General features: G+C 66.7%; 21 protein-coding genes. 17 read left to right on the plus strand and 4 right to left on the minus strand.

Annotated elements, in window-relative coordinates:
• Positions 1 to 53 precede the first annotated feature (53 nt).
• The 3 genes from RKE25_RS21470 to gltB all read right to left on the minus strand — a co-directional run bounded on the left by RKE25_RS21470 (position 54) and on the right by gltB (position 9,192).
• Complete coding sequence (locus tag RKE25_RS21470; protein WP_311840115.1) at positions 54 to 2,828, minus strand: TonB-dependent receptor; 2,775 nt, start codon at positions 2,826 to 2,828, stop codon at positions 54 to 56.
• Between the two features lie 385 nt (positions 2,829 to 3,213).
• The gene (locus RKE25_RS21475) at positions 3,214 to 4,626 is read right to left on the minus strand and encodes an FAD-dependent oxidoreductase (protein WP_311840116.1); all 1,413 of its coding nucleotides are present in this window, start codon (positions 4,624 to 4,626) and stop codon (positions 3,214 to 3,216) included.
• A gap of 123 nt (positions 4,627 to 4,749) precedes the next feature.
• Positions 4,750 to 9,192 (minus strand): glutamate synthase large subunit, encoded by a 4,443-nt coding sequence (gltB, locus tag RKE25_RS21480; protein ID WP_311840117.1) that lies wholly within the window; start codon positions 9,190 to 9,192, stop codon positions 4,750 to 4,752.
• Between the two features lie 1,137 nt (positions 9,193 to 10,329).
• Here gltB and RKE25_RS21485 point away from each other — a divergent pair.
• The 3 genes from RKE25_RS21485 (at position 10,330) to RKE25_RS21495 (ending at position 14,414) form a co-directional block, all read left to right on the plus strand.
• Entirely contained in the window at positions 10,330 to 12,312 is a 1,983-nt protein-coding gene (locus RKE25_RS21485; RefSeq protein ID WP_311840118.1) for a UvrD-helicase domain-containing protein, read from the plus strand.
• Between the two features lie 162 nt (positions 12,313 to 12,474).
• A complete protein-coding gene (locus RKE25_RS21490; protein WP_311840119.1) occupies positions 12,475 to 13,377 on the plus strand; it encodes a hypothetical protein in 903 nt (300 codons plus the stop codon).
• 110 nt (positions 13,378 to 13,487) lie between these two features.
• Positions 13,488 to 14,414 carry a hypothetical protein gene (locus tag RKE25_RS21495; protein WP_311840120.1) on the plus strand — a complete coding sequence of 309 codons (927 nt, stop codon included), beginning with the start codon at positions 13,488 to 13,490 and terminating at the stop codon, positions 14,412 to 14,414.
• Between the two features lie 15 nt (positions 14,415 to 14,429).
• Here the strand turns inward: RKE25_RS21495 and RKE25_RS21500 are convergent, their stop codons facing one another.
• Positions 14,430 to 15,122 (minus strand): XRE family transcriptional regulator, encoded by a 693-nt coding sequence (locus tag RKE25_RS21500; protein WP_311840121.1) that lies wholly within the window; start codon positions 15,120 to 15,122, stop codon positions 14,430 to 14,432.
• A 137-nt stretch (positions 15,123 to 15,259) separates the two neighbouring features.
• Between RKE25_RS21500 and RKE25_RS21505 the strand changes: the two genes are divergently transcribed.
• The 14 genes from RKE25_RS21505 to RKE25_RS21570 all read left to right on the plus strand — a co-directional run bounded on the left by RKE25_RS21505 (position 15,260) and on the right by RKE25_RS21570 (position 23,742).
• Positions 15,260 to 15,946 (plus strand): hypothetical protein, encoded by a 687-nt coding sequence (locus RKE25_RS21505; protein ID WP_311840122.1) that lies wholly within the window; start codon positions 15,260 to 15,262, stop codon positions 15,944 to 15,946.
• Between the two features lie 348 nt (positions 15,947 to 16,294).
• On the plus strand, positions 16,295 to 16,645 hold the full coding sequence (locus RKE25_RS21510) for a putative holin (protein ID WP_311840123.1): 351 nt from the start codon (positions 16,295 to 16,297) through the stop codon (positions 16,643 to 16,645).
• The gene (locus tag RKE25_RS21515; protein ID WP_311840124.1) at positions 16,638 to 16,919 is read left to right on the plus strand and encodes a phage holin family protein; all 282 of its coding nucleotides are present in this window, start codon (positions 16,638 to 16,640) and stop codon (positions 16,917 to 16,919) included. The genes RKE25_RS21510 and RKE25_RS21515 overlap by 8 nt, the downstream gene beginning before the upstream one ends.
• The gene (locus RKE25_RS21520) at positions 16,916 to 17,404 is read left to right on the plus strand and encodes a lysozyme (protein WP_311840125.1); all 489 of its coding nucleotides are present in this window, start codon (positions 16,916 to 16,918) and stop codon (positions 17,402 to 17,404) included. The genes RKE25_RS21515 and RKE25_RS21520 overlap by 4 nt, the downstream gene beginning before the upstream one ends.
• A gap of 104 nt (positions 17,405 to 17,508) precedes the next feature.
• Positions 17,509 to 17,919 carry a phage tail terminator-like protein gene (locus RKE25_RS21525; RefSeq protein ID WP_311840126.1) on the plus strand — a complete coding sequence of 137 codons (411 nt, stop codon included), beginning with the start codon at positions 17,509 to 17,511 and terminating at the stop codon, positions 17,917 to 17,919.
• Positions 17,920 to 18,010: 91 nt separating this feature from the next.
• Positions 18,011 to 18,919 (plus strand): phage tail tube protein, encoded by a 909-nt coding sequence (locus tag RKE25_RS21530; protein WP_311840127.1) that lies wholly within the window; start codon positions 18,011 to 18,013, stop codon positions 18,917 to 18,919.
• Positions 18,916 to 19,308, plus strand: a complete 393-nt coding sequence (locus RKE25_RS21535) for a hypothetical protein (RefSeq protein WP_311840128.1) — start codon at positions 18,916 to 18,918, stop codon at positions 19,306 to 19,308. Before RKE25_RS21530 ends, RKE25_RS21535 begins: the two co-directional genes overlap by 4 nt.
• A 68-nt stretch (positions 19,309 to 19,376) precedes the next feature.
• A complete protein-coding gene (locus RKE25_RS21540) occupies positions 19,377 to 19,589 on the plus strand; it encodes a hypothetical protein (protein ID WP_311840129.1) in 213 nt (70 codons plus the stop codon).
• The gene (locus tag RKE25_RS21545) at positions 19,582 to 20,853 is read left to right on the plus strand and encodes a hypothetical protein (protein WP_311840130.1); all 1,272 of its coding nucleotides are present in this window, start codon (positions 19,582 to 19,584) and stop codon (positions 20,851 to 20,853) included. Before RKE25_RS21540 ends, RKE25_RS21545 begins: the two co-directional genes overlap by 8 nt.
• Positions 20,846 to 21,181 carry a phage tail protein gene (locus RKE25_RS21550; protein WP_311840131.1) on the plus strand — a complete coding sequence of 112 codons (336 nt, stop codon included), beginning with the start codon at positions 20,846 to 20,848 and terminating at the stop codon, positions 21,179 to 21,181. Before RKE25_RS21545 ends, RKE25_RS21550 begins: the two co-directional genes overlap by 8 nt.
• Complete coding sequence (locus RKE25_RS21555) at positions 21,178 to 21,888, plus strand: phage minor tail protein L (RefSeq protein WP_311840132.1); 711 nt, start codon at positions 21,178 to 21,180, stop codon at positions 21,886 to 21,888. Before RKE25_RS21550 ends, RKE25_RS21555 begins: the two co-directional genes overlap by 4 nt.
• Complete coding sequence (locus tag RKE25_RS21560) at positions 21,885 to 22,643, plus strand: C40 family peptidase (RefSeq protein ID WP_311840133.1); 759 nt, start codon at positions 21,885 to 21,887, stop codon at positions 22,641 to 22,643. The genes RKE25_RS21555 and RKE25_RS21560 overlap by 4 nt, the downstream gene beginning before the upstream one ends.
• 6 nt (positions 22,644 to 22,649) lie before the next feature.
• Complete coding sequence (locus RKE25_RS21565; protein ID WP_311840134.1) at positions 22,650 to 23,006, plus strand: hypothetical protein; 357 nt, start codon at positions 22,650 to 22,652, stop codon at positions 23,004 to 23,006.
• Positions 23,007 to 23,070: 64 nt separating this feature from the next.
• Positions 23,071 to 23,742, plus strand: coding sequence for a tail assembly protein (locus tag RKE25_RS21570; RefSeq protein WP_311840135.1), 672 nt, complete (start codon positions 23,071 to 23,073; stop codon positions 23,740 to 23,742).

The raw sequence follows: 23,742 nt of genomic DNA on the forward strand, positions 1-23,742 counted from the left end.
CGAACAAAAAAGCGGCGCACCACCAGGGTGCGCCGCCCGTGCAGTTATCGGGATCAGAGCTTGAGCTTCACGCCCAGGTTGTAGAAGCGGCCCACCAGGCCGGCCTGCGCATAGGTCGGGTTGTAGTTGGCGCCGCCGCCGGCGTAGTTCGCCGGATCGAACGGCGGTTTGCGATCGAACAGGTTCATCACCGAGCCGGTGATCGCGATGTGGTCGTTGATCTGGTAGCTGCCGGTCAGGTCCATGTAGGTGAACGAGCCGATATGGCAACTGACCGGGATCGCGGTCAGGCAGTTGCTCGGATCGGTACCGGCGTCCAGCGCGTAATTGTCCATGCCGCTGACGTGATACAGCGTGCCGGTGACGGTGGCCGGCCCCCAGATGAAGGTGTTGGACCAGGACATGCGCCGACGCGGTGTGCCTGCGCCGGAGGACAGCTGGTACGGGCCATGCGTGCCGACGAACTGCTGCTTGGTGCCGTCCGGCAGGGTCAGCGTCCAGTTGAAGATCTGCGTACCGCTGAACTGGCTGACGTAGTGCATGTCGTGGTTGAAATCGAAGCGGGCCTGCAGGTCCACGTCGATACCGGTGGTCTTCAGCGACGTGGCGTTGATGTACAGGCTGTCGATCTCGGCCGGGCGCGGCAACGCGGTCGGGTGCAACGGATCGGGCGTGTCCGGGATCACCACGACGCCCGGCGCCTGCGGCAGGCCGGCGTAGTAGTTGGCCAGCGCAGAAGAGGCATCGGCCGGCCCGATCACGTTCTCCTTCTTGATGTTGAAGTAGTCGACCGACACGTTCAGCCAGCTGAGCGGCTGCACCAGGACACCCAGGGTGTAGTTGCGCGCCTTCTCCGGCTTGATGTCCTTGTTGGCCAGCGTGGCGAGCGACAGCGCGTACTGGTTGACGTAGCCGTTGCCGCTGCCGCCGTGCGCGGCAATGAAGTCCGCCGGCGGCGTATGGTTGATGAAGCCCTGCGACGAACTGGAGCCGTTCTCGGCGAAGCTCGGGGCCCGGAAGCCCTTGGAGTAGGTACCGCGCAGCGCGACCCAGTCGAACGGCTTCCACTTGATGCCCACCTTGGGCGTGAAGTGCGTGCCCACGTCGGAGTAGTGGTCAAGACGTCCGGACACATCGACTTCGAGGGACTCGAGCAGCGGCGCATTGAACTCGACGTAGCCCGCGGACACGTTGCGGCTGCCCTTGGTCTGCGCATTGCCCAGGCCCTGGAACTCGAAGTTCGGGTTGAGCGTGGGATCGTCCTGCGACTCGTGGCGGAACTGCGCGCCGGCCGCGAAGCCGAGCGGGCCGCCGCTCATGTCCCATAGCGAGCGGTTGACCGCGATGTCCAGCGAATCCAGGTCGGTGGTGGAGGTCTTGTCGTAGCCCGGCGCCAGCGCCGCACGCACGCGGCTGCTGTTGGCCGCGGGGTTGGCGAAGTTGTAGCTGCCGCTGTTGATGGCGTCGAGCAGCGCGGCGTAGCTGATGAACCCATACTGCTTGGTGTCCAGCCAGTCGTGGTTGATTACGGCGGTGACGTCGTAGTTCCACTCGCCGAACGCGCCCGAGATGCCGCCGACCACCCGCGCGTTATGGTTGTTGTAGTTGAAGCCGTTGCCCATGTCGCCGAACGCGTAGTTGAGCAATGCGTAGTCGTTCGGAAACGGGTTGCTCGGGTTGCCCGGCGGCAACGCGATATTGTTGGTGTTGTGCGGCGTGCTGCTCTGGACCTGACGCGGCGGTCCCGGCGCCCAGGTCTTGGCCTCGAAGTAGCTTGCCGACAGGTAGGCCCGGGTGGTGTCGTTGAGCTTGATGGTGAAACGGCCATAGATGCCGCCCTGTTCCATTTCAGGCTGCACCTGGCCATAGAGCGACTGGAAGTTCTGCTCGCAATAGCTGCCGGTGTCGTCGGTCACACCCGTGGAGTTGGGGCCGCAGGGGCGCAGCGGCTGCGCCAGCGCGCCATCGTTGGGCACGCCGCTGGTGAGATCGCCGGGCCTGCTCAGCGAGCCCGGCGTCACCGAGCCGTACACCGAGCCGGTACGCTGCCCTGGCTGGCCGATGTTGAGGTTGGGACCGCCGATCGAGGTCAGGTTCTGTGTGTTGAACGGGAAACCGCGGTCGCGCAACCAGATCGCATTGTCTTTCTGGTACTGCACGGCGATATAGCCGTTGTGGCCATCCTTCTCCAGGTCGCCCCCGCCCGCCAGGAACGTGGCCTTGCGGCTGAAGCCGCCGCCGTGCTGCGAAGTGCCGACCTCCACCGTGCCTTCGACGCCTTTGTAGTTGGGCTTGAGGATGATGTTGACCACGCCGGCGATGGCGTCGGCGCCGTACAGCGACGACGCGCCGTCTTTCAGCACTTCGATGCGGTCCACCGCGGCCAGCGGAATGGTGTTGAGGTCCACGAAGGAGCGCTGGCCATCGTCCGCCACCGGATAGTTGGTGGCGCGGTGGCCGTCGATCAGGACCAGCGTGGAGTTCACGGTCAGGCCGCGCAGTGCGACGCCGGACGAACCGGCGGCAAAGCCGTTGGCGAAGGCGTTGGGGATCGAACCGCTGTTGTCCGCCGAGATCGAACGCACCACGTCGGAGACGGTAGTGAGTCCGCTGCGCTGGATCTGCTGCGCGGAAATGACCGTGACGGGGGACGGTGTTTCCACGTCGATACGCGGCACGGCCGAGCCGGTCACCGTGATCGTCTGCAGTTGCTTGGCCTGGTCCTGCGGAGGTGGGGACGCGGGGGTGGACGCATCTTGGGCAAAAGCAGCCCCGACCGGAGCAAACAATAAACCGGCCAGGGTCAGTGCAAGCTGGTTGCGCTTCATGGGGATGGCCTCTCTTTGTTTGTGATGGCATTGCGCCAAAAAGACCCGCCAGCTGGGGTGGGGGAATGCGCCAACTCCCGGCGCACGCTTAACGGGTCTGAAAGAGAGTCTTTCACTTTAAGGTTGGCTTCACAAGGTCCATGAAGCGCTACCTAAGTTATTGACCAAGCAATATTTTGCGCCCTTGGATTTCCTCCATATTATTTTGCATAAGACGTGCCGCCGTGAGCACGAGTAAATAGGCCGCATTAGGGCCATGAATTAGCCGTTATTTAGAACGTTCCAAAATACTGCCATTATTTTTTGCTTCGCGGGCCGAATACCCGAAAACGAAAGCGCCGCCTCATGGGCGGCGCTTTCGTCGATAGGGTTCTTACAAGAAGGATCAGGCCAGCACGACCTGCGCGATCGAACCGGCCGCTTCGCGGCCATCGTAGACCGCGCGCACCACCAGGTCCGCGCCGCGCACGTTGTCGCCGCCGGCGAAGATGCGCGCGTGGCTGGTCTGGTGCGGCAGCGCGCCGCCGGCACCGGTCACGATGCGGCCGGAGCGATCCAGGGCGACGCCGTGCGAGCGCAGCCAATCCGGCGGACTGGGCAGGAAGCCGAAGGACTGGATCACCACGTCGGCGGGAATCTCCGTCTCCGTACCCGGCACGTTCTGCGGGCGGGCGCGGCCGTGGCCGTCCTTCACCAGCGCGGTTTCGATCACGCGCACGCCGCGCACCTTGCCCTGCGCATCGCCGAGAATTTCCAGCGGCTGGCGCTGGAACAGGAACTCGACGCCTTCCTCGCGGCTGTACTTCACCTCGCGCGCGGAGCCCGGCATGTTCGCCTCGTCGCGGCGGTACACGCAGGTGACGGAGGCCGCGCCCAGGCGGATCGCCGTGCGGTTGCAGTCCATGCCGGTATCGCCGCCGCCCAGCACCACTACGTGCTTGCCGCGGAAGTCGAAGGCGTGCGGCACCGGCTCGTCGCGCAGCAGGCGTTCGGTGTTGGCGATCAGGAACGGCAGCGCATCGTGCACGCCATGCAGCTCGCGGCCGGTCAGTTCGGCATCGACGTAGGTGTAGGCACCGGTGCCGACGAAGACGGCATCGTAGTCGTCTACCAGTTGGCCGAACTCCACGTCGCGGCCCACTTCATGGCCGAGCAGGAAGCGCACGCCCATGCCTTCCAGCACGTCGCGCCGCGTGCGCACCACGCCCTTGTCCAGCTTGAACGGCGGGATGCCGAAAGTGAGCAGGCCGCCGATCTCTTCCTGCCGGTCGTACACGTCGGCGGCGATGCCGGCGCGGCGCAGGCGATCGGCGCAGGCCAGGCCGGCCGGGCCGGCACCGATGATGGCGACCCGCTTGCCGGTTTCGCGCACGCGCGAGAGGTCCGGCCGCCAGCCCTGGCGCAACGCTTCGTCGGTCACCCAGCGCTCGATGCTGCCGATGGTCACCGAGCCGAACTCGGTCTGTTCCAGCGTGCAGGAACCCTCGCAGAGCCGGTCCTGCGGGCAGACGCGGCCGCAGATCTCCGGCAGCGGGTTGGTCTCGTGCATCAGTGTGGCCGCTTCGAGAATGCGGCCGTCCTGCACCAGCTTCAGCCAGTTCGGAATGTAGTTGTGTACCGGGCACGCATGCTCGCAGTACGGATTGCCGCAATCGATGCAGCGCTCTGCCTGCGTCGCCGCCTGGGGCTGGGCGAAGTCGCCGGCGATCTCGCCGTAGCCGAGCACGCGGATGGCCACCGGAACGGTGCGCGGCGTCTGGCGTTCGACGTGGAGGAATTGAAAGGACTTGTCGGGCATACAGGACTCGGGGAAGCGTGGGAGGAGGTCAGGCAGAACGGGACGCGCGCACGGCGCGTTTTCGATCCCTTCCCGCGATGCGCTCCCGTGATCCGCTTCCAGGCGGCAGCGTCGTCTTGGTCATCACGCCGCGCTCCTCAGTTCATCGGCCAGCGCATCCAGGCTCGCCGCCTTCGGCTTCACCAGCCAGAACTTGTACTGCAGGCCGCGGAAGTCGCGCAGGATCTGCCGGCCCCAGTCGCTGCCGGTCAGTTCCACGTGCCTCGTGACCAGCCCGCGCAGGTGCTGCATGTAGTGCTCCATGCCTTCGGGCGAGATGCGCAGGATGTCCACCAATTCGTGGTTGTAGCAGTCCACGAAGTCGCGCTCGAGGTCGAGCACGTAGGCGAAGCCGCCGGTCATGCCCGCGCCGAAGTTCAGGCCGACCTTGCCCAGCACCGCCACCACGCCGCCGGTCATGTATTCGCAGCAGTGGTCGCCGGCGCCTTCCACCACCGCCAGTGCGCCGGAGTTGCGCACGGCGAAGCGCTCGCCCGCACGGCCGGCGGCGAACAGCTCGCCGTCGGTGGCGCCGTACAGGCAGGTGTTGCCGATGATCGCCGCGTCCTGCGTGGCGAAGGGCGAATCCGCGGGCGGACGCACTACGATGCGGCCGCCGGCCATACCCTTGCCTACGCCGTCGTTGGCTTCGCCGACGAGATCGATATGCACGCCGCCGGCATTCCAGGCGCCCAGGCTCTGGCCGGCCGCGCCTTCCAGGCGCAGCACGATCGGATGCGCGTCCATGCCGTGATCGCCCCAGCGGCGTGCCGCGTCGCCGGACAGGCGCGCGCCGATGGCGCGGTCCGTGTTGGCGATGGCGTAGCGGAACTCGCCGCCCGTGCGGTTGGCCACCGCCTCGCGCGTGTCGCTCGCGATGCGCGAAGCCAGCGCGGCTTCGTCGCGCATGGGGTTACGCGACAGGGTACAGGCGAAATCGACCTCGCTGCCAAGCGCATCACCGTGGATCAGCGGGCGCAGGTCCAGCTTGTGCTGCACCGGCGTGGCGCCTTCGAGCTGCTCCAGCAGATCGCTGCGGCCGATGATGTCCGCCAGGCTGCGCGCGCCCAGTCGCGCGAGATGCGTGCGCACGTCTTCCGCGACGAAGCGGAAATAGTTCATCACCATCTCGGGCAGGCCGATGAAGTGTTCCTTGCGCAATACCGCGTGCTGGGTGGCGACGCCGGTGGCGCAGTTGTTCAGATGGCAGATACGCAGGTACTTGCAGCCGAGCGCCACCATGGGACCGGTGCCGAAGCCGAAGCTCTCCGCGCCGAGCAGGGCGGCCTTGATCACGTCCAGGCCGGTCTTCAGGCCGCCGTCGGTCTGCAGGCGCACACGGCCGCGCAGGTCGTTGCGGCGCAGGGTCTGCTGCGTCTCGGCCAGGCCCAGTTCCCACGGCGTGCCGGCGTACTTGATCGAGGTGAGCGGGCTGGCGCCGGTGCCGCCGTCGTGGCCGCTGACCGTGATCAGGTCCGCACCGGCCTTCACCACGCCCGCCGCGACAGTGCCGACGCCCGCGTGGCTGACCAGCTTCACGGAGACCAACGCCTGCGGATTGACCTCCTTGAGGTCGTGGATCAGCTCGGCGAGGTCCTCGATCGAATAAATGTCGTGGTGCGGCGGCGGCGAGATCAGGCCGATGCCCGGCTTGGCGTAGCGCAGGCGCGCAATGGTGGCGTCGACCTTGTGGCCGGGCAGCTGGCCGCCCTCGCCAGGCTTGGCGCCCTGGGCGATCTTGATCTGCAGCACCTCGGCATTGACCAGGTAGGACGGCGTGACGCCAAAGCGCCCCGAAGCCACCTGCTTGATCTTGGACATCTTCTCCGTGCCATAACGGGCCGGATCTTCGCCGCCCTCGCCGGAGTTGCTGCGTGCACCGAGCCGGTTCATGCCGATCGCCAGCGCTTCGTGCGCCTCGGGCGACAGCGCGCCCAGCGACATGCCCGCCGAGTCGAAGCGCGACAGGATGCTCTGCACCGATTCCACTTCGTCCAGCGGCACCGGCTCGCTCAGCGCGCGCGGGTGCAGCAGGTCGCGCAGCGCCGATGGCGGCCGGAGGTCGACCACGTCGGCATACGCGCGGTAGTCCGCGGCATCGCCCGTACGCACCGCCTTCTGCAAGGTGGCGATCACGTCCGGGTTGTACATGTGGTACTCGCCGCCATGCACGTACTTGTAGAGGCCGCCGGCGCGCAGCGGCAAGGCCTCGTTCCAGGCTTCGGCGGCGAGCAGGCGCTGGTCGTGCTCCAGCTCCGCGAAGCCGGCGCCGCCGATGCGTGACGGCGTGCCCGGGAAGCACAGCTCCACCACTTCGGGGGCCAGGCCGACGATCTCGAACAATTGCGCACCGCGGTAGCCGGCCACGGTGGAGATGCCCATCTTGGAAAGGATCTTCAGCAGACCCTTGCGGATACCGCGGCGGTAGCTGCGGCCCACTTCCATGCGGTCGTTGGCGATATGCCCCTCGCGGCCCAGCTCGAACAGGCTCTGGTAGGCCAGCCACGGATAGATCGCGGTGGCGCCGTAGCCGATCAGGCAGGCGAACTGATGCGGATCGCGCGGCGTGGCGGTCTCCACCAGGATGTTGCACTGGCAGCGCAGGCCTTCGTCGATCAGGTAGGCATGCACCGCGCCGGTGGCCAACAGCGAATGGATCGGCAGCAGCCCGCGTTCCGGATAGCGGTCGCTGAGGAACACCAGCGCGCAGCCTTCGCGCACCGCCTGCGCGACGTCGCGGCAGAGCCGGCGCAGCGCGTTCTCCAGCCCTTCCTCCGGCGCGTACATCAGGTCGAAGCGCGGCGTGCCGGCGAATTGCGGCAGCGCCAGCAGCTGACGCAGCTTGCGCTGCGAGAGGATCGGCGAATTGATCAGGATCTGCTTCGCGTTGTCCGGGTGCAGCTCGAACGGATTGCCCTCCGGCCCGATCTGCGTCACCAGCGACATCACCAGCTTCTCGCGCAGCGGATCGATGGGCGGATTGGTGACCTGGGCGAAGGCCTGGCGAAAGCGATCGAACAGCGGGCGCACCTGGCGCGACATCGCCGCGATCGGCGTGTCGTCGCCCATCGAGCCGGTGGCTTCCATCTCCAGGTCCGCCAGTGCCTTGAGCACCGACTCGCGCTCCTCGCGCGAAAGACCGTAGAGCTTCTGGTAGCCGCGCAGCTGTTCGGCCGGGAGCGGCTCGGCGGCAAGTGAGGGGTCGATCAGGTCGGACTCGAGATAGCTCACGCCCGCGCGCAGCCAGTCGCGGTACGGCGCACGCTGGCGGTTGATGTCGTCGATGTCGGCATCGCGCAGCAGGCGCTTGTTGGCAAAATCGACCGCGATCATCTCGCCTGGGGCGAGACGTCCCTTGGCCACCACGCGCGCCGACGGCACGTCCCACAGGCCCGCCTCGGAGGCGACGATCAGGTGGTTATCTTCCGACAGTGCCCAGCGCGCGGGCCGCAGGCCATTGCGGTCCAGCGTGCAGGCGGCGTAATGGCCGTCACACATCACCAGGCCGGCGGGGCCGTCCCAGGGTTCGCTGTGCAGGGCGTAGTACTCGTAGAACGCCGCGAGGTCCTCGTCGATGCCTTCGCGCGCGGCGAACGCCGGCGGCACCAGCACGCGCATTGCGGCGATCAGCTCAAGGCCGCCGGTGGTGAGCACTTCCAGCGCGTTGTCCAGGCTTTCCGAATCGGAGCCGGTCTGGCGCACCAGCGGGCCCAGGTCCGACAGATCGACCAGGGGCGAGCGCAGGATCGACGCGCGCGCCTGCATCCAGCGCCGGTTGGCGCGGATGGTGTTGATCTCGCCGTTGTGTGCCAGCAGCCGGAAGGGCTGGGCCAACCTCCACTGCGGCGTGGTGTTGGTGGAGAAGCGCTGGTGAAACACCACCGCGTCCGAGACCAGGGCCGGATGGCCGAGGTCCGGGTAGACCTCGCGCAGGCGGCCTGGCGCGGCCATGGCCTTGTAGCCGATCACCTGGGCGGAAAGCGTGACCACATAGAAGTGAGGATCGTCCGCCAGCGCAGTCTCCGCGCGGCGGCGGGCGCGGAACAGCGCGCGTTCGAAGGCGCCGTCGTCCGGCGCATCCGTCTCCACGAAAATCTGCCGCACGCGCGGGCGTGCAGCCGCAGCCAGCGGACCGCAGGCCTCCGGATCCACCGCCACCTCGCGCCAGCCCGCCACGCGCAAGCCTTCCTCGCGCACGAACGCTTCCAGGGTGGCGCAGGCCGTCTCGTCGCCGGCGGGGTCGAGGAACACCAGGCCCGCCGCGAAACGCCCGCCCACCGACAAGCCCGCTTCCGCCGCCAGCGCCGACAACCAGATCTGCGGTTTGTGCACCAGCACGCCGCAACCGTCGCCACTGACCCCGTCGGCATTCACGCCGCCGCGGTGCGAGAGTTTCGCCAGTGCCGCGAAGGCGGTATCGACCACCCAGGCGCTGGCACGACCGTCGATCTGAGCCACCAGACCGAAGCCGCAGCTGTCGTGTTCAAACGCGGCGTCATACAGCGCCGGTGTACCTGCCTTCCCCATCTTCCCTCCCCGGGCCGAATTTGCGGGACGCGCATGCCGGCGGCGCCGGGAGCACCGCTGCACGCATTAAGGTGTCCTTCGACTAGACCATAGTTGATGCGCCGCGTCAAAGAGAAAAATTAGCCTTAAAAACAAGGACCAAGCAGGCCCACAGGCGGCCAGACCATACCAGTGTGAAACCGGCACACTGTGGATAGCCCAGCAAGCTCGAGCGAGCCGGCGCGGCAAGGCCCCGATCTTCGGGGAAAATCCGCACCTCTACGCCGCTGGCCGTGTTTGGCCGGATAGACGTCCATATGCGCTTTCGACGCGCATACCAGTGAGCTGGAGATACCTTTCCGGCGGACCAGCGGCGCCGACTTGGCTTAACGCTTCTCTTAAGTTGTGGCTTTTTCGTCAGCAGGGTGATGGTGATGCGTCGCCTGAGCCAGGCGCTAGGCGCACTGAATGAGCGCCCCGGCCAGCCCCGCCCCTCATCCCGCCTTCTCCCCGGAGGGGAGAAGGAGAAGTGAGGTACCGAGGCAAGCAAAAGCAAAAACAAGAGCGAGCGAAGCGACGCTCCGTAGCGCTCTTGATCTCCCGGGTTCCCTTCGCGGCGGTGAGGGCTGGACGATCAGGCCGCCGAAGGCGGGCGGGGACAGGACGTCCCCGCCTTTTCGATCAGGGCAGGGATGCCCTGTCGAAAAGCCCGGCCAGCCCTCAACGCACCCGCAGCAGCGAAGGCTGCGGAGGGCGCCGCGCAGGGGGCCCTTTCTTCTTGGTTACTTCTTCTTGGGCAAGCAAGAAGAAGTAACTCGCTCTCCGGCAGGAGAGCGAAACCCTCGCCCCGCGAGGGGCGAGGCCAGACTGGCGATGAGGCGACGACTGGGCCGCAACGCCACTGGATGACTCGCTACGCCCGCCCCTTCGGGACCGCCCTGCGGGCGCTCTCCGCGCGACGCGCTCCGTCCGGCCTGCGCCGGAATGGCGAGGATGAAAGGGCGAGGCGATTCTCAGCGCCTCGCGTAGGGCTTCGCGAGCGATCCCCAACCTACGACCCGGGGGCGCGCGCCAAACAGACGGAACCACACGGGGCTGCCAAGCCCCCACCCTCCCATTTGATAAGATCCCCACCCGCCTCCCGCGTGCCCGCTCCACATGCTCAACCCGCAACAACTAGCCGCAGTCGAGCACTGCGACACCCCCCTGCTCGTGCTCGCCGGCGCCGGCTCCGGCAAGACCAGCGTGATCACGCAGAAAATCGCGTACCTGATCCAGCGGCGCAAACTCGCCCCGTCCAAGATCGCCGCCATCACCTTCACCAACAAGGCGGCGAAGGAAATGCGCGAACGCGTGGCGAAGCTGATCAGCAGCGAGGACGCCAACGCGCTCACCGTCTGCACCTTCCATGCACTGGGCCTGAAGTTCCTGCAGATCGAGCATGCGCGCGCGGGACTGCGCAAGGGCTTCTCGGTGTTGGACGCCGACGACAGCGAAGTGATCATCAAGGAGCTGGCGCCCAAAGGTGCCAAGCCGGACGTGCTGTTCGGCATCCGCAACCTGGTCAGCCGCGCCAAGAACGCCGGCCTGTCGCCGGAAGAAGCGCTGGCTGCCGCACGCAGTCCGCGCGAGATGGACGCGGCGATGATCTATCAGCTCTATCAACAGCGTCTCACCGCTTTTAACGCAGTCGACTTCGACGACCTCATCCGCCTGCCGCTGCGCATCCTCGAAAGCGACGATGAGTGCCGCGCGGCTTGGCGCGAGCGCCTGCGCTACCTGCTGGTGGACGAGTACCAGGACACCAACGACGCGCAGTACCGCCTGCTCAAGGCGCTGGCGGGCGACCGCGGCGGTTTCACCTGCGTGGGCGACGACGACCAGTCCATCTATGCCTGGCGCGGCGCCAACCCGGAGAATATCGACCAGCTCAGCAAGGACTGGCCGAACCTGCGGGTGATCAAGCTGGAACAGAACTACCGCTGCGGCCGCCGCATCCTGCGCGCCGCGAACAAGCTGATCGCCAACAACCCGCATTTGCACGAAAAGAAACTGTGGAGCGAGCACCCCGAAGGCGCCCCGATCCGCGTGCTGGAGTGCAAGGACAACGAACACGAAGCCGAGCGCGTCGCCGCCATCGCCACCACGCTGGCCGAGAAACACAAGGCGCGCTGGAACGAGATGGCAATCCTCTACCGCGGCAACTTCCAGGCCCGGCCGCTGGAGAAGGCGCTGCGACTGGCGCGCATTCCTTACCACCTCACGGGCGCACTGAGCTTCCTCGACCGCGCCGAGGTGAAAGACCTGCTCTGCTACCTTCGCTTGCTCACCAACCCCAGCGACGACGCCGCCTTCCTGCGCGTGGTGAACGTGCCCAAGCGCGAGATCGGCGCGACCACGCTGGAGAAACTCGGCCAGATCGCGCAGACGCGCAACGCCTCGCTGCTGGACGCCGCGCGCAGCGACGCCGTGCTGCGCCAGCTCTCGCCGCGCCCGGCCGCGGCGCTGGCGGGCTTCACCACGCTGATGGACGAGCTGCGCAGCGCTTCGCTGCATGAGAGCGCCGCGGACCTGGTCGAGACCGTGCTCAAGCGCACCGGCTACGCCAGCGAGATCGTCGCCAACACCACCGACGTCGCGCTGCGCGAACGCCGCCTGGGCAACCTGCGCGAACTGGGCGACTGGTTCCGCGCGATGCAGCGCAACGACAACACCACCGGCGACCTCGCCGCGCAGCTGGCCCTGCTCAGCCACGCCGACCGCGACGAGCCGGGCAACGCACTGCGCATGATGACGCTGCACGCGGCCAAGGGCCTGGAGTTCCGCTTCGTCTTCATCGTCGGCTGCGAAGAAGGCACGCTGCCGCATGACGGCGCCATGGACGAAGGCCGCGTCGACGAAGAGCGCCGCCTGATGTACGTGGGCATCACCCGCGCCAAGGAGATGCTGACGCTGTCCTGGTCATCCAAGACCAAGCGCTACGGCGAGGTGCACAGCAACCAGCCCAGCCGCTTCCTGCACGAGCTGCCACAGGACGACCTGCACTGGCAGGGCAAGGATCCGGAAGCGGACAAGGAAGTGGTGCGCGAGACGGCCGAATCGCACATGGCGAAGATCGCGGCGATGCTGGCGGGCAACTGATCGCCGTTGAACCCGGCGCGGGCACGGCATGCCGGCCGTGGCAAGCTAGCCGCCGCCATGGCGAATAACTGATCGGCGCATACTTACGTTCTGCGAGACGCGTTAGTGACTGGCGTCGCGCTGCCCGGTTCGGGCACCACTCATCAGACAAGGACGTCCATCATGGCCAACCCCGCCCGCCCTTCGCCGCTTCCCTGGCTTGCCGCCGCGGTCGCCCTGTCGCTGGGGCTCGCGATTTTCCTTGCCACCGTTCTGCTGCGGCACGGACTCGCCGCGCTGGACGAGCGCGCCAGGGCGATGGCTTATGCGGCGGCCCTGGGCAGCCTGACCTTCCGCGCGGGCATGGCTTTCCTCGTCGCCCAATGGCACGGCGAGCGGCATGGCCGACTCGCTTTCCGCCGGCCGGCCCTGGTCCTGGCGCTGTTCGCCTTGTTCCTGCTCGGTTGGCAAGTGCTGCAGATCGAACTCATCGATGAGGTGCTGCGACTGGTGGCCGCCGCGTCGCTGACCCGCCTTGCGCTCGTTGCACTCCCATTCGCCTATCCGCTGTTGCATGCCGTCAGCACGTGGCTGGCCTGGGTCCTGGCTACGTGGATCATGCGCGGGGACGCACTGCCCCGTCCTCCGGCCAATGTCCGTTGGCGTGCTGCGGGCCTGATGACGTGGCTGCTGGCTAGCGCGCTCTTGATCTGCATGCCGATGGGCATGTCCATGGCGCAGGCGTATGCATCCATGGACGGCACCACCGCCGCGGCAGGTTACCTCGGCGCGATCGCCGTTCCGCTCGCCCTTGCTTTCGTCGGGGCATGGCTCGGCGCGCCGCGATTCCTCGCGCGCATCCACGGTTGGCGGTTGCTCGGCGCGGGCATCGCCGCGCCCGTCTCCTGTGCCGCGCTGCTTTTCTATGGCTTCGGCACCGCCGCCGATGCGGTGCCGTTGCTGCGCATGGAGCCATCGCTGGCCGCCACGCTCCTGGCCGCGGCCGGCGCGGCGTTGTGCCTGCTCGCCTACTGGCTGTGGACGCTCTTGTGCTACGCCGGCCTGCGTCGCACCGCGGACCGTTGACGGTCGCGCGAACGCCGCGCACTGGCATTGCTCGACCGCTGCCGCTAGCGTTGGCGCCTGATCTGGCGCGTTGCGATATCGTTCGGCGCCGCGCCGTACAAGGATGTCCCATGAACCTCCCCGCCGACCGTTCCAACCTTCCCTGGCTCGCCGCCGGAACCGCCATGCTGGTGGTGCTGCTTTGGCATTGCCTCACTTTCAGCGCCCTGGTGTTGCGCGCGCCCTCGGACAACGAGCAGATCCTCGGCGCGCTTTCCATGACGTTGCGGATGGTCGGCGAAGGCCTGTTGGTCCAGGGCGGACTGGCGTTCCTCGTCGCCCAGTGGCGTGGCGAGCGGCGGCAGGAATGGGCGTTCAGGCGCCCCATGCTGCTGATGGCGCTGTTCGCCCTCGGCCTGCTGGCGTGGAGCGTGCTGACGATGCTTCTGTATCAGGGACTGTTCCTGTGGCTGGGAACGGCGCTGACCGTACGCGGCCTGCAGGTCTGGTTGAGTGTTCTGGGCTGGGGGCTGGCCCCGCTCAGCGTCTGGGCATCATGGCGCGTGGCTCTGCTGGCCTGCCGCAAGGATCGCCTGGCGACACCTCCGCCATCGGGACTGCGCCCGCGCGCCGCCGGCCTCGCCGCATGGATGCAGGCGACGGCGACGATCGCCGGCGTGTCGCTGGCCATGCCGCTCGTCAACACATTCGACGCTTATTCCACGGCGGGCTGGCTCGGCACCTGGGCCGGTGCGCTGGCAGCCGCGGCGTTCGCCTTCGGCGGCGCCTGGCTCGCGCTTCCGCGCCACCTCTCGCAGGTGCGCGCCGGCCGCCTGCTCGGCGCCAGCCTGCTCGCGTTCGTATGCGCGTGGATCGTGCTGGCGGGCGCCTGCGTGGCAGGCCTGATCCTGCTGTTCGGCGGCAGCGCCAGGGACGACGCGCTGCTGGTGGCGCTCTTCGTCGTCATCGCGGTGCTACCGCCGCTGGGCATGCTCGGCTTCCAGTGGCTGTGGACGCGCCTGCTCTACGCGAGCCTTCGACGCGCGGCCACAGCGTAAGCCCGCGCCGTCACTTCAATGCCGGCGGCGTCGCCGGCGATGCTCCATCATCGTGCCGATGATGCTGCCGGGGTTGGCGGCATTGACGGTGATGGTCGGGTAGTCCGGATTGAGCGGCACCAGTTCGAAGACCTCGTGCCCTTCCGCATCGCGGCCGCGGCTACGGTACTTCTTGAACGTGGCGCTGCCATCGCTCTCGATGCGCGCCACCACATAGTCGCCCGGCAGCGGTTTCACCGCAGGGTCGATGATCACGATGTCGCCTGGGTGGAATTCCTCCAGCATCGATTCGCCGATGATCTCCAGCGCGAACGCCAGCCGTCCCAGATCCCGCGCCAGTTCCGCATCCACGCTCACGCTCTGCTCTGCGTAGCCGCGCGGATAAGGGTCGGCCGCCTCGCGGCCCAGGCCCGCTTGCACCATCGAGATCACGGGGAGCTGACGCACGTCCGGCTGCGCGGCACGCAGGCCGGCGGGCACCTCGCCGCGGCTGTCGTCTTCCTTGCCTGTGCGCAGGTAGCGCACTGAGACGCCCATGATGCCGGCGGCCATCTCAAGCGCCGCGACGCGAATGTTGTCTGCTTCGATCACGCCCGCTTCCCACTGGCTGATGGCCGACCCGGAATATCCGATGCGGCGACCCAGCGCCCGCTGGGAAATGCCCGCACGCTCGCGGGCGGCTTTGAAGCGTTCGGCGAAAGTTGTCATGTGAAAAGTCTACTTGGCGACACGCCAAGTGTAATTGACAAACAGTGATAACTCAACTTATCATTCTTCACCCGGGAAGTGTCCGAATAAGGCCTCTTCCCAGTGCTTCATCCATCGCAAAACAGGGAGGCATTTCGATGAACGTACGCAAGCTGCTGGCCCGCCTGAACCCCTCGATCGCGCGCTTCGAGGTCCACCACGGCGGCCAACCCGAACTGACTCCCCAGGACATCGCCGGCGCGCTGGGCATGATCGAGGATCGCCTCGCCCGCGAAGTACTCTGCACCGTGTGGTGGCCCGATGGCGCCCAGCTGCAGCGCGCGGAACTGGACCGCATCGTGCGCGAAGCCCAGCTGCGCGAATGGATGCGCCTGCGCCGCGAACTGGAAGCGGCGAGGCTGGCCGTGCACGTGGCCGAGGACGATATCGACGGCACCTACGGTACCCGCTCCGGCCAGCGCGCCGCCTTGCAACGGGCCACCGAAACACTGGACGAAGTGAAGGCGCGGCAGTGGCCGGCCGTGGGCCCCGTCTATCGGGCCGTGCGGCAGGCGGTGCTCGCCGAACTGGCCACGCCGAGCCTGTGCCCCCATTGCGAAGGCCGAGGCGAAGTGCGGGTGCACGACCGTCTGCTCGTCTGCCAGCACTGCGAGGGGCATGGCCGCACGCCGGTAAGTGACCGCAAGCGGGCCTCGATGATCGAGCGGGATGAGGCCGGCTATCGCCGCGTGTGGCGCCCGGTCTACGAATGGACGCTGGCACTGTGCGCCAATGCGGAAACGCGTGGCGCACGCGCGCTGGAAAGGGCGCTCGCGCCGGCATGAAGAAAGCGCGTCGCGTGCGGCAGTGACGCTTCCGCGATATCCAGGGAAAATGTGCAGCATGGACGAATGAGCGCACGAGCACTTTGGACGTCCAAATGCATTGCTCTAAAGGCCGCCACGTGCGGCCTTTCTTGTTTCCATCGTTCCGTGGCCTCAATGCGGTCCAAGCGATTGCAAAGGAAAACAAGCACGCGATGCGGCATCGACGCTTCCGCACTTTCCGACGAAAATACGCATCATGGGCTCATGAGCGAACGGCGCGAACGCCACGCTTACCTACGCGCAACGGCGCGACGCCCCTCTCTTCCAGGCCGCTCCGCGCGGCCTTTCGCTTTTCTGGAGACCACTATGACCGAACCCGCCATGGCGATGGCGGCGGCCGCCAGCCTGGGCGTCGCCGCATCGCTTCCCGGCGTGGACGGCAACGCGCTGATCGGCGCGTTCGCCGGCGCCACGCTGTTCGTCGTTTCGTCCAAGGAGTTGCCGCTGTGGCGGCGCGTCGCCTATCTCGGCGTTTCGATCGCGCTGGGCTACCTTGCCGCGCCCGAAGTCATGCGCTGGCTGCCCTTGCAGGCATCGGGACTGGCCGCGTTCCTCGGTTCGGCGCTGGGCGTCACGCTCACCCTGGGCCTGCTCGAACGCGGCCGCACGTTCGACCTCGAGGCCTGGCTGCGTAGCCGGGGAGGTCCGCATGCGTGACCCGATCGAGCTGCTGACCATGCTCGCCTGCGCGTCGATCTGCCTGCGCCTGATCACCTACCGGCGCTCGCCCGGCGCGCGCTATCGCCCATGGGTATCGGCCTGCGCCTGGCTGCTGATTGTGTGCAGCGGTGGTCAGGCCATCCACATCGCGCTGGGCCATGCCGCGCGCGGCGAGACCACGCTGTGGCAGCTGGGCATCTTCCTCGTCCTTGCCGCGCTGCTCCTGGCGGCGCGCGGCAACCTCGCCCGCGTGCTGAGGATCGACGCATGAATGCGCAGCTCAAGGATGGTCCACGCATGAAGACCAGCCCGCTGGGCGTCGCCCTGATCAAACAGTTCGAAGGCCTGCGCACGTGCGCCTATCTGGACGCGGCGGGTATCTGGACCATCGGCTACGGTCACACCGGAGAAGGCGTGCGCTCAGGGGTGCGCATCGATGCAGCGCAAGCCGAAGCGCTGCTGCACGAAGACCTGGCCGCGGCCGAAGAGGCCGTACGTGCCCTGGTGATGCAGCCGCTCGCGCAGCCATCCTTCGATGCACTAGCGAGCTTCGTCTTCAATCTCGGCGCAGCAGCGTTCGGCGGTTCGACATTGCTGCGCAAGCTCAACGCCGGTGACCTGGAAGGCGCGGCGGCCGAGTTCGAGCGCTGGCGCTACGCCGGCGGCCGTGTCCTGCCGGGCCTGCTGCGCCGGCGCATCGCCGAACGCACGCTGTTTCTATCGCCGTACCCGACGCAAGCCGCCATGCGGAAGTGACGCTTCCGCAGTTTCGCGGCTAATTTGGCTACAACGGCAGCACCGCAACGCATCCGACCCGCCCATCGAGGCGGGTTTTTCTTTTTCCGCCACGGGAACCCGCCATGAGTTTCACCAACATCAACGCCGCGCTCATCGCCGGCTACCAGGCCGCCGCGCTCGACCTGCCCACCGCTTACGAAGGCCGCGATTTCGCGCCGACCTCGGGGCAACCCTGGGCCGCGGTCTCGCTCGTCCCGCAGCCGGTGGTCGGAGGCAGCCTCGGTGCCTCCGGCAACGACCGACACAGCGGCGTCTTCCAGATCGACCTCAACGACACGCCCGGCGGCGGCATCGATCGCCTGCTTTCGCTGGCCGATGCGCTGCGCGCCTATTTCAAGTCCGGCCGCCAGCTCGATGGCAACGGTCTGCCGGTGCTAGTGAACGGTACCAGCCGCGCCGCAGTGATCAGCAAAGACGGCTGGCTGCGCATGACCGTCAGCGTCGCGTGGACCGCATGGACCGACCACGGTTGATCGGCACGGCCGCGTTCCCTCGTTCGACCGGTCCTTCGGACCACCTGCGCGGCCATCGGCCGCGTTTTCTTTCCATCAAGGAGCAAACCGCATGACCATCGCCACCGGCAGCCGCCACAGCCTCGCCTATATCGCGGAAGCCAACTACGGCGCGACGCCCGCCACGCCGGCCTTCCGCCAGCTGCGCCACAAGAGCACCACGCTCTCCCTCACCAAGAACACGCTGCAGTCGGAAGAACTGCGCAGCGACCGCCAGATCGCCGACCTGCGCCACGGCACCGTCCAGGTGGGCGGCGACATCCAGGGCGAGCTGAGCTATGGCGCCTACGACGACCTGTTCGCCGCCGCACTGGGCGGCAGCTGGAATGCCAACGTGCTGAACGCCGGCACCGCGCGCACCAGCTTCACCCTGGAGCGCAACTTCGCCGACATCGGCCAGTACCTGCGCTACACGGGCTGCGAGATCAACGGCCTGCACTTCGACGTACAGCCCGGCGCGATCGCCAACGTCACCTTCGACGTGGTCGGCCAGGCCGAGGCGATCGACGCCGCGCCCGTCACCGGTGCCACCTATGCCAACGCGCCCACCAACCGCCCGATGGATGCGCTGAGCGGTGCGATCAAGGAAGGCGGCCAGGTGATCGGCGTGGTGACCGAGCTGAAGCTGGACCTCGCCAACGGTATCGAACCCCGCTTCGTGATCGGCAGCGCCAAGACCCTGCAGCCGAGCATCGGCCGCAGCAACCTCACCGGCACGCTCACCGCTTACTTCCTCGATGGCTCGCTGCTGTCCAAGTTCATCGGCGAGGCCGAGAGTTCGCTCGAACTGACGCTGTCCGACGGCGCCAACAGCTACGTGCTGTTCCTGCCGCGCATCAAGTACACCGGCGGCCAGGCAGACGTGACCAATGACGGCCCGATCACGCTGTCGCTGCCGATCCAGGCGCTGTACGACAGCACCACCGGCACTCACCTGCGCATCACCCGGAGCGGCGCATGAGCACGATGGAAGCGTTCGCGATCCGGCAGCGCGCCAACGATGGCCGCCGGGTGGCGCTGACCCTGCCCGACGGCTCGCCCACCGACCACTGGCTGCAGATCCGCAGCCAGTGGTCGGACGCGTTCCGCCAGGCGCGCGAAGAAGCCATGCAGCAAGTCGCGCGTATGGCGCAGGCGGGCAAGGCGGAACTCGACGCCGCACTGGAGCAGAGCCTGCTCGCCGTGCGTGCGGCGCTGGTGTCGGACTGGAGCTTCGACGAGCCCTGCGTGCCGGACAACGTGTGCGCCTTTCTGCGCGAGGCGCCGCAGATCGCCGAGCTGGTCGACCGCGCCGGCGCCGACGACCAGGCTTTTTTCGGGAACGCCTTCGCCAGCTCGCCGACTGGCTGAAGGCCGAGCAGCAGCTGGCCCGCCCCGTCGGCGCGGGCGGCCAGCCGCTGCACCGGCACCTCGAAGCGGTGCAACGCCAGCTCGGCCGTGTGCCGTCCGAGCTGGACAGCCGCCCGGCGTGCCCGGCGGAACTGGCCTACCTGGCCGAGTGGCTGGCGCAACTGCCCATGCCGCTCACCCATACCGAACTCCATCATTGGACGCAGCTCACCGGCCGGCGGCTCGACCGCTGGGAGGTGGAGGCGCTGATGATGCTCGACAGGATACGCAACGATGGCTGATATCGACAGCAACAGCCTCAACAATTTCGTGACCGCCTTGAACAAGGCAAGCAAGTCGCTCGGCGATATGCAGAAAGCCGTGGATGCCGCGACGAAGTCGGCGAAGGATGCCGGCAAGGCGGCGGATGGGGCGGCGAAGACGACGCAGGATGCCGCAAAGAACACCGCCAAGGCGATGGCACCCACGGCCAAGGTCATCGAAGACGCTACCAAGAAGCTCAAGGATGATTTTTCCAAGGATGTAGTCGCCGCGTTCAACGCCGACGGCAAGGAAGCCACCAAGGCACGCGTGAAGGCGCGCGACGATCTTTACAACAACTTCAAACGCGGACTCGCCGATACCACTACCAATGAATTCGCCAAGGCAGCCGCGATGGCCGGCAAGGATCGCCTGTGGCCGAATCCTTACGTCGGCGACTTCATCCGCGGGTTCGCCAGGGATCCGAAAGGCGACGCCGCTAAGCCAGCAGCCAATGCAGGTGCAGCGACTGCCGCCCCAGGCACCGCGGCAGCCGGTGGCGCATCCACGGCGGCGACAGCCGCCAAGCAAGACGGCATCGCCAAGAGCACGGATTTCCTGGCCGACTTGGCTTCTCAGGCTGGCGAGAAGATCCGCGGTTCATTGGGTGACATGCTGTTCGACACCTTGGACGGTAATTTCAAGAAGGTCGGCAAGAGCTTCCGCGACATGCTGCGGCAGATGCTGGCCGACGCCGCGGCATCCCAGATCTCCAAACTGGCCGGAGCCGCGCTGAGCTGGATCGGAAGCGCCATCGGCGGCATGTTCGGCGGTGGTTCGGCCATGCCCCAGTACAGCACGCTGTCCGGAGGCAGCACGGGTGGTTATGCCGCATCGATCTTCAGCGACTTCCCCATGGCCGCCAAAGGCATGGCCCTCCAAAGCGGCACGCAACTGCGCGCCTTCGCCCGCGGCGGCATCGTCAACAGTCCCACGCTCTTCCCTATGGCCACCGGCACCGGCCTGATGGGCGAAGCGGGTCCCGAGGCCATCATGCCGCTCGCCCGCGGACCGGACGGACGCCTCGGCGTGCGCAGCAGCCGTGGTGACAGCAGCGGCGGCGTCAACAACCAGATCAGCATCACCGTCAACGTCGGCAGCAACGGCAACGCGCAGAGCGACACGCAGGCGCAGAGCGACGACGCCGGCCGCCAGCTCGCGGCGATGGTGGAGGGCAAGGTCAAAGAAGTCATGGCGCGCGAGCAGCGCCAGGGCGGCATTTTGTGGAGGATGCAGCATGCCTGAAGTCTTCGGGTGGATTCCCCAGGTGGAGCCGCAAGGCCAGACCACCTTCCGCGTGCGCAGCGCGCAGTTCGGCGACGGCTATACCCAGACCGTCACCGACGGCATCAACAACCGCGTCGATAGCTGGCCGTTGTCGTTCGACGGCGACGGCAGCTATGTGTCGCCGATCAAGGACTTCCTCGATCGGCATGCCGGCGCCGCGTCGTTCCAGTGGACGCCGCCGCTGGGTGCACCCGCACTGTTCCGCTGCGCCGGCTACACGCTGGTGCCGCGGGCGGCGGGCTACTACACGCTGTCGGCCACGTTCCAGCAGGTGTTCGCGCCATGACGATCTACGCCGACATCCAGAAGCTGGAGCCGGGCGCGGAGATCGAGCTGTTCGAACTGGACGCGCGCTCGATCACCGGCGGCGGCGCGGGCGACGTGCTGCGCTTCCACGGCTATACGCAGGTCGGTTCGATCTGGTGGCAAGGGTTGGAGTACTCGCCCTGGCCGATCCAGGCGGAGGGCTTCGAACTCAATCCCGACAAGCCGCCCATGCCCATGCTGAGCGTGGGCAACGTGGACGGCCGTATCACCGCGCTGTGCCTGGCCTTCCAGGACCTGGTCGGCGCGCTGCTGGTGCGCCACCGCACCTTCGGCCGCTACCTAGACGCGAACAACTTCGCCGACGGCAATCCCACTGCCGATCCGACGCAGGAATTTCCGCCGGACAAATGGTTCCTGGAACGCAAGGCCACGGAGACCAACCAGGTGGTGCAGTTCGAGCTGGCCAGCGCGCTGGACTTCGGCCAGCAGCAGCTGCCGGGCCGCACCATCATCGCCAACAGTTGCACATGGTTGCAGCGCGGCGGCTATCGCGGCCCATACTGCGGCTACAGCGGCGGGCCGGTGGCGAAGGCCGACGACTCGCCCACCAGCGATCCGGCACTGGACGTGTGCGGCGGGCGGTTGTCTTCCTGCAAGCTACGCTTCGGCGAGCACAACCCGTTGCCCTATGGCAGCTATCCCGCCGCGGGGTTGCTGCGCACATGAACCCGGCCACGCTCGACGCCTTCCGCGCCCACGCGGTGGCCGACTATCCGCGCGAAGCCTGCGGGCTGGTGGTGGTGGCCAAGGGCCGCGAGCGCTACCGGCCATGCCGCAATCTCGCCACTACGCCCAGCGAGCACTTCGTGCTGGCCGCGGAGGACTACGCGGACGCCGAGGAAGCGGGCGAAATCGTCGCCGTCATGCACTCGCATCCCGATGCGCCAGCGTGCGCATCGGAAGGCGATCGCGTGGCCTGCGAGGCCTCGGGCCTGCCATGGTGGATCGTGTCGGTGGCGCCCGATGCGGACGACACGCCCAGCGCGGGCGAGCTTTCGTGCATCGAGCCCAGCGGCTACGAAGCGCCGCTGGTCGGCCGGCCGTTCCACCACGGCGTGCTCGATTGCTGGACGTTGTGCCGCGATTGGTACGCCCGCGAATGGGGACTGGTGCTGCCCGATCCACAGCGGCATGACAACTGGTGGGATGACGGTCGATCCGACCTCTATACGGAGAACCTCGCCGCTGCGGGGTTCGTATCCGTCGATGCCAAGGACATCCAGCGCGGCGACCTGATCCTGATGCAGATCCGCAGCCGCAACCTGGTGCCGAATCATGCAGGTATCTATCTCGGCGATGGCTTGATGCTGCACCACATGTATGGGCGGTTATCGAGTCGGGATGTGTATGGGGGGTACTGGCTTGAATGCACGACATCAATCGCTCGTTACACTATGGCTTACCTAGGCCAAGGCAGGTAAGTGAAGATGAGAAGACTTCTGTATGCAGGCATGTTGCTTCTGACCGCATGCTCCAATGTCGCCGACCTTCGCACCCGAGCACCTATCGCTAACTGGGTCAGCACCAAGCCAGCTCAGATGGTGGCTGATTGCATTCGCGGTAGCTGGGAGGATCAGAGGATTGGCTTAGAAGCCAACGGTGCTGCGCTTCAATCGGCAGGTGCTCGTTTTACCGTAGTCTCTCCACCCAATGGTGTCCCTTCTGAAGTGGCCGATATCGAAGCCACCAGTACGGGCTCGAAGATCGCCGTCTATGCCCAGGCAGCCCTCGACCTTGGTGGCCGGAAGAGCAAGCGCATCGACGCGGCCCATAAATGCACCTGAGGTCCATTTCCTCCAGTCCAAAAAGCCCGCCTAGCGCGGGCTTTTTTTATGCCCGGAAAAACGCATGTCCAAACTCAAGAACGTACGACTTTATGGCCAGCTAGGCAGTAAGTTCGGTCGTGTATACAGGTTGGCTCTTGATAGCAATACACCGGCCGAAGCCATCGCAGCGCTGTGTTCGCAGATCAAGGGTTTCAGTTCGTATCTAGCTCAGGCGAAGGATAGAGGTATTGGCTTCGCGATCTTCGTGGGAAAGAAGAACCTTTCGCATGACGAGCTTCTTTCACCGTCAGGCGCAGATGACATCCGCATCGCCCCCATACTTCTCGGCAGCAAGAATGGTGGCGTCTTCAATATTGTCTTGGGCGCAGTTCTTATCGTAGTCGGTGGCTTCATTGCAGGTTGGAGTTTCGGCGCGGCTAGCCCTATTGGCTCATCGATCGCCGCGATGGGCGCTTCGATGATCGCCGGTGGTGTAGTGCAGCTGCTATCGCCACAACCAAGACAACTGAAGTCCGGCGACCGCCCCGACAACCAACCCAGCTACGTCTTCAACGGCGCCGTCAACACGCAGGCCCAAGGCAACCCCGTACCCGTGCTCTATGGCCGCATGATCGTCGGTTCCGCCGTGGTCTCTGCAGGCATCCATGCCGAGGACTACGCGCCGGCCACCTCGGGCGTGAGTGCAGGCATCAACCTGCTGGGCCGCCATCCCAAGAACTTCTACGAGAGGTAG

The organism is Dyella sp. BiH032 (genome assembly GCF_031954525.1).
Lineage (GTDB): Bacteria > Pseudomonadota > Gammaproteobacteria > Xanthomonadales > Rhodanobacteraceae > Dyella_D.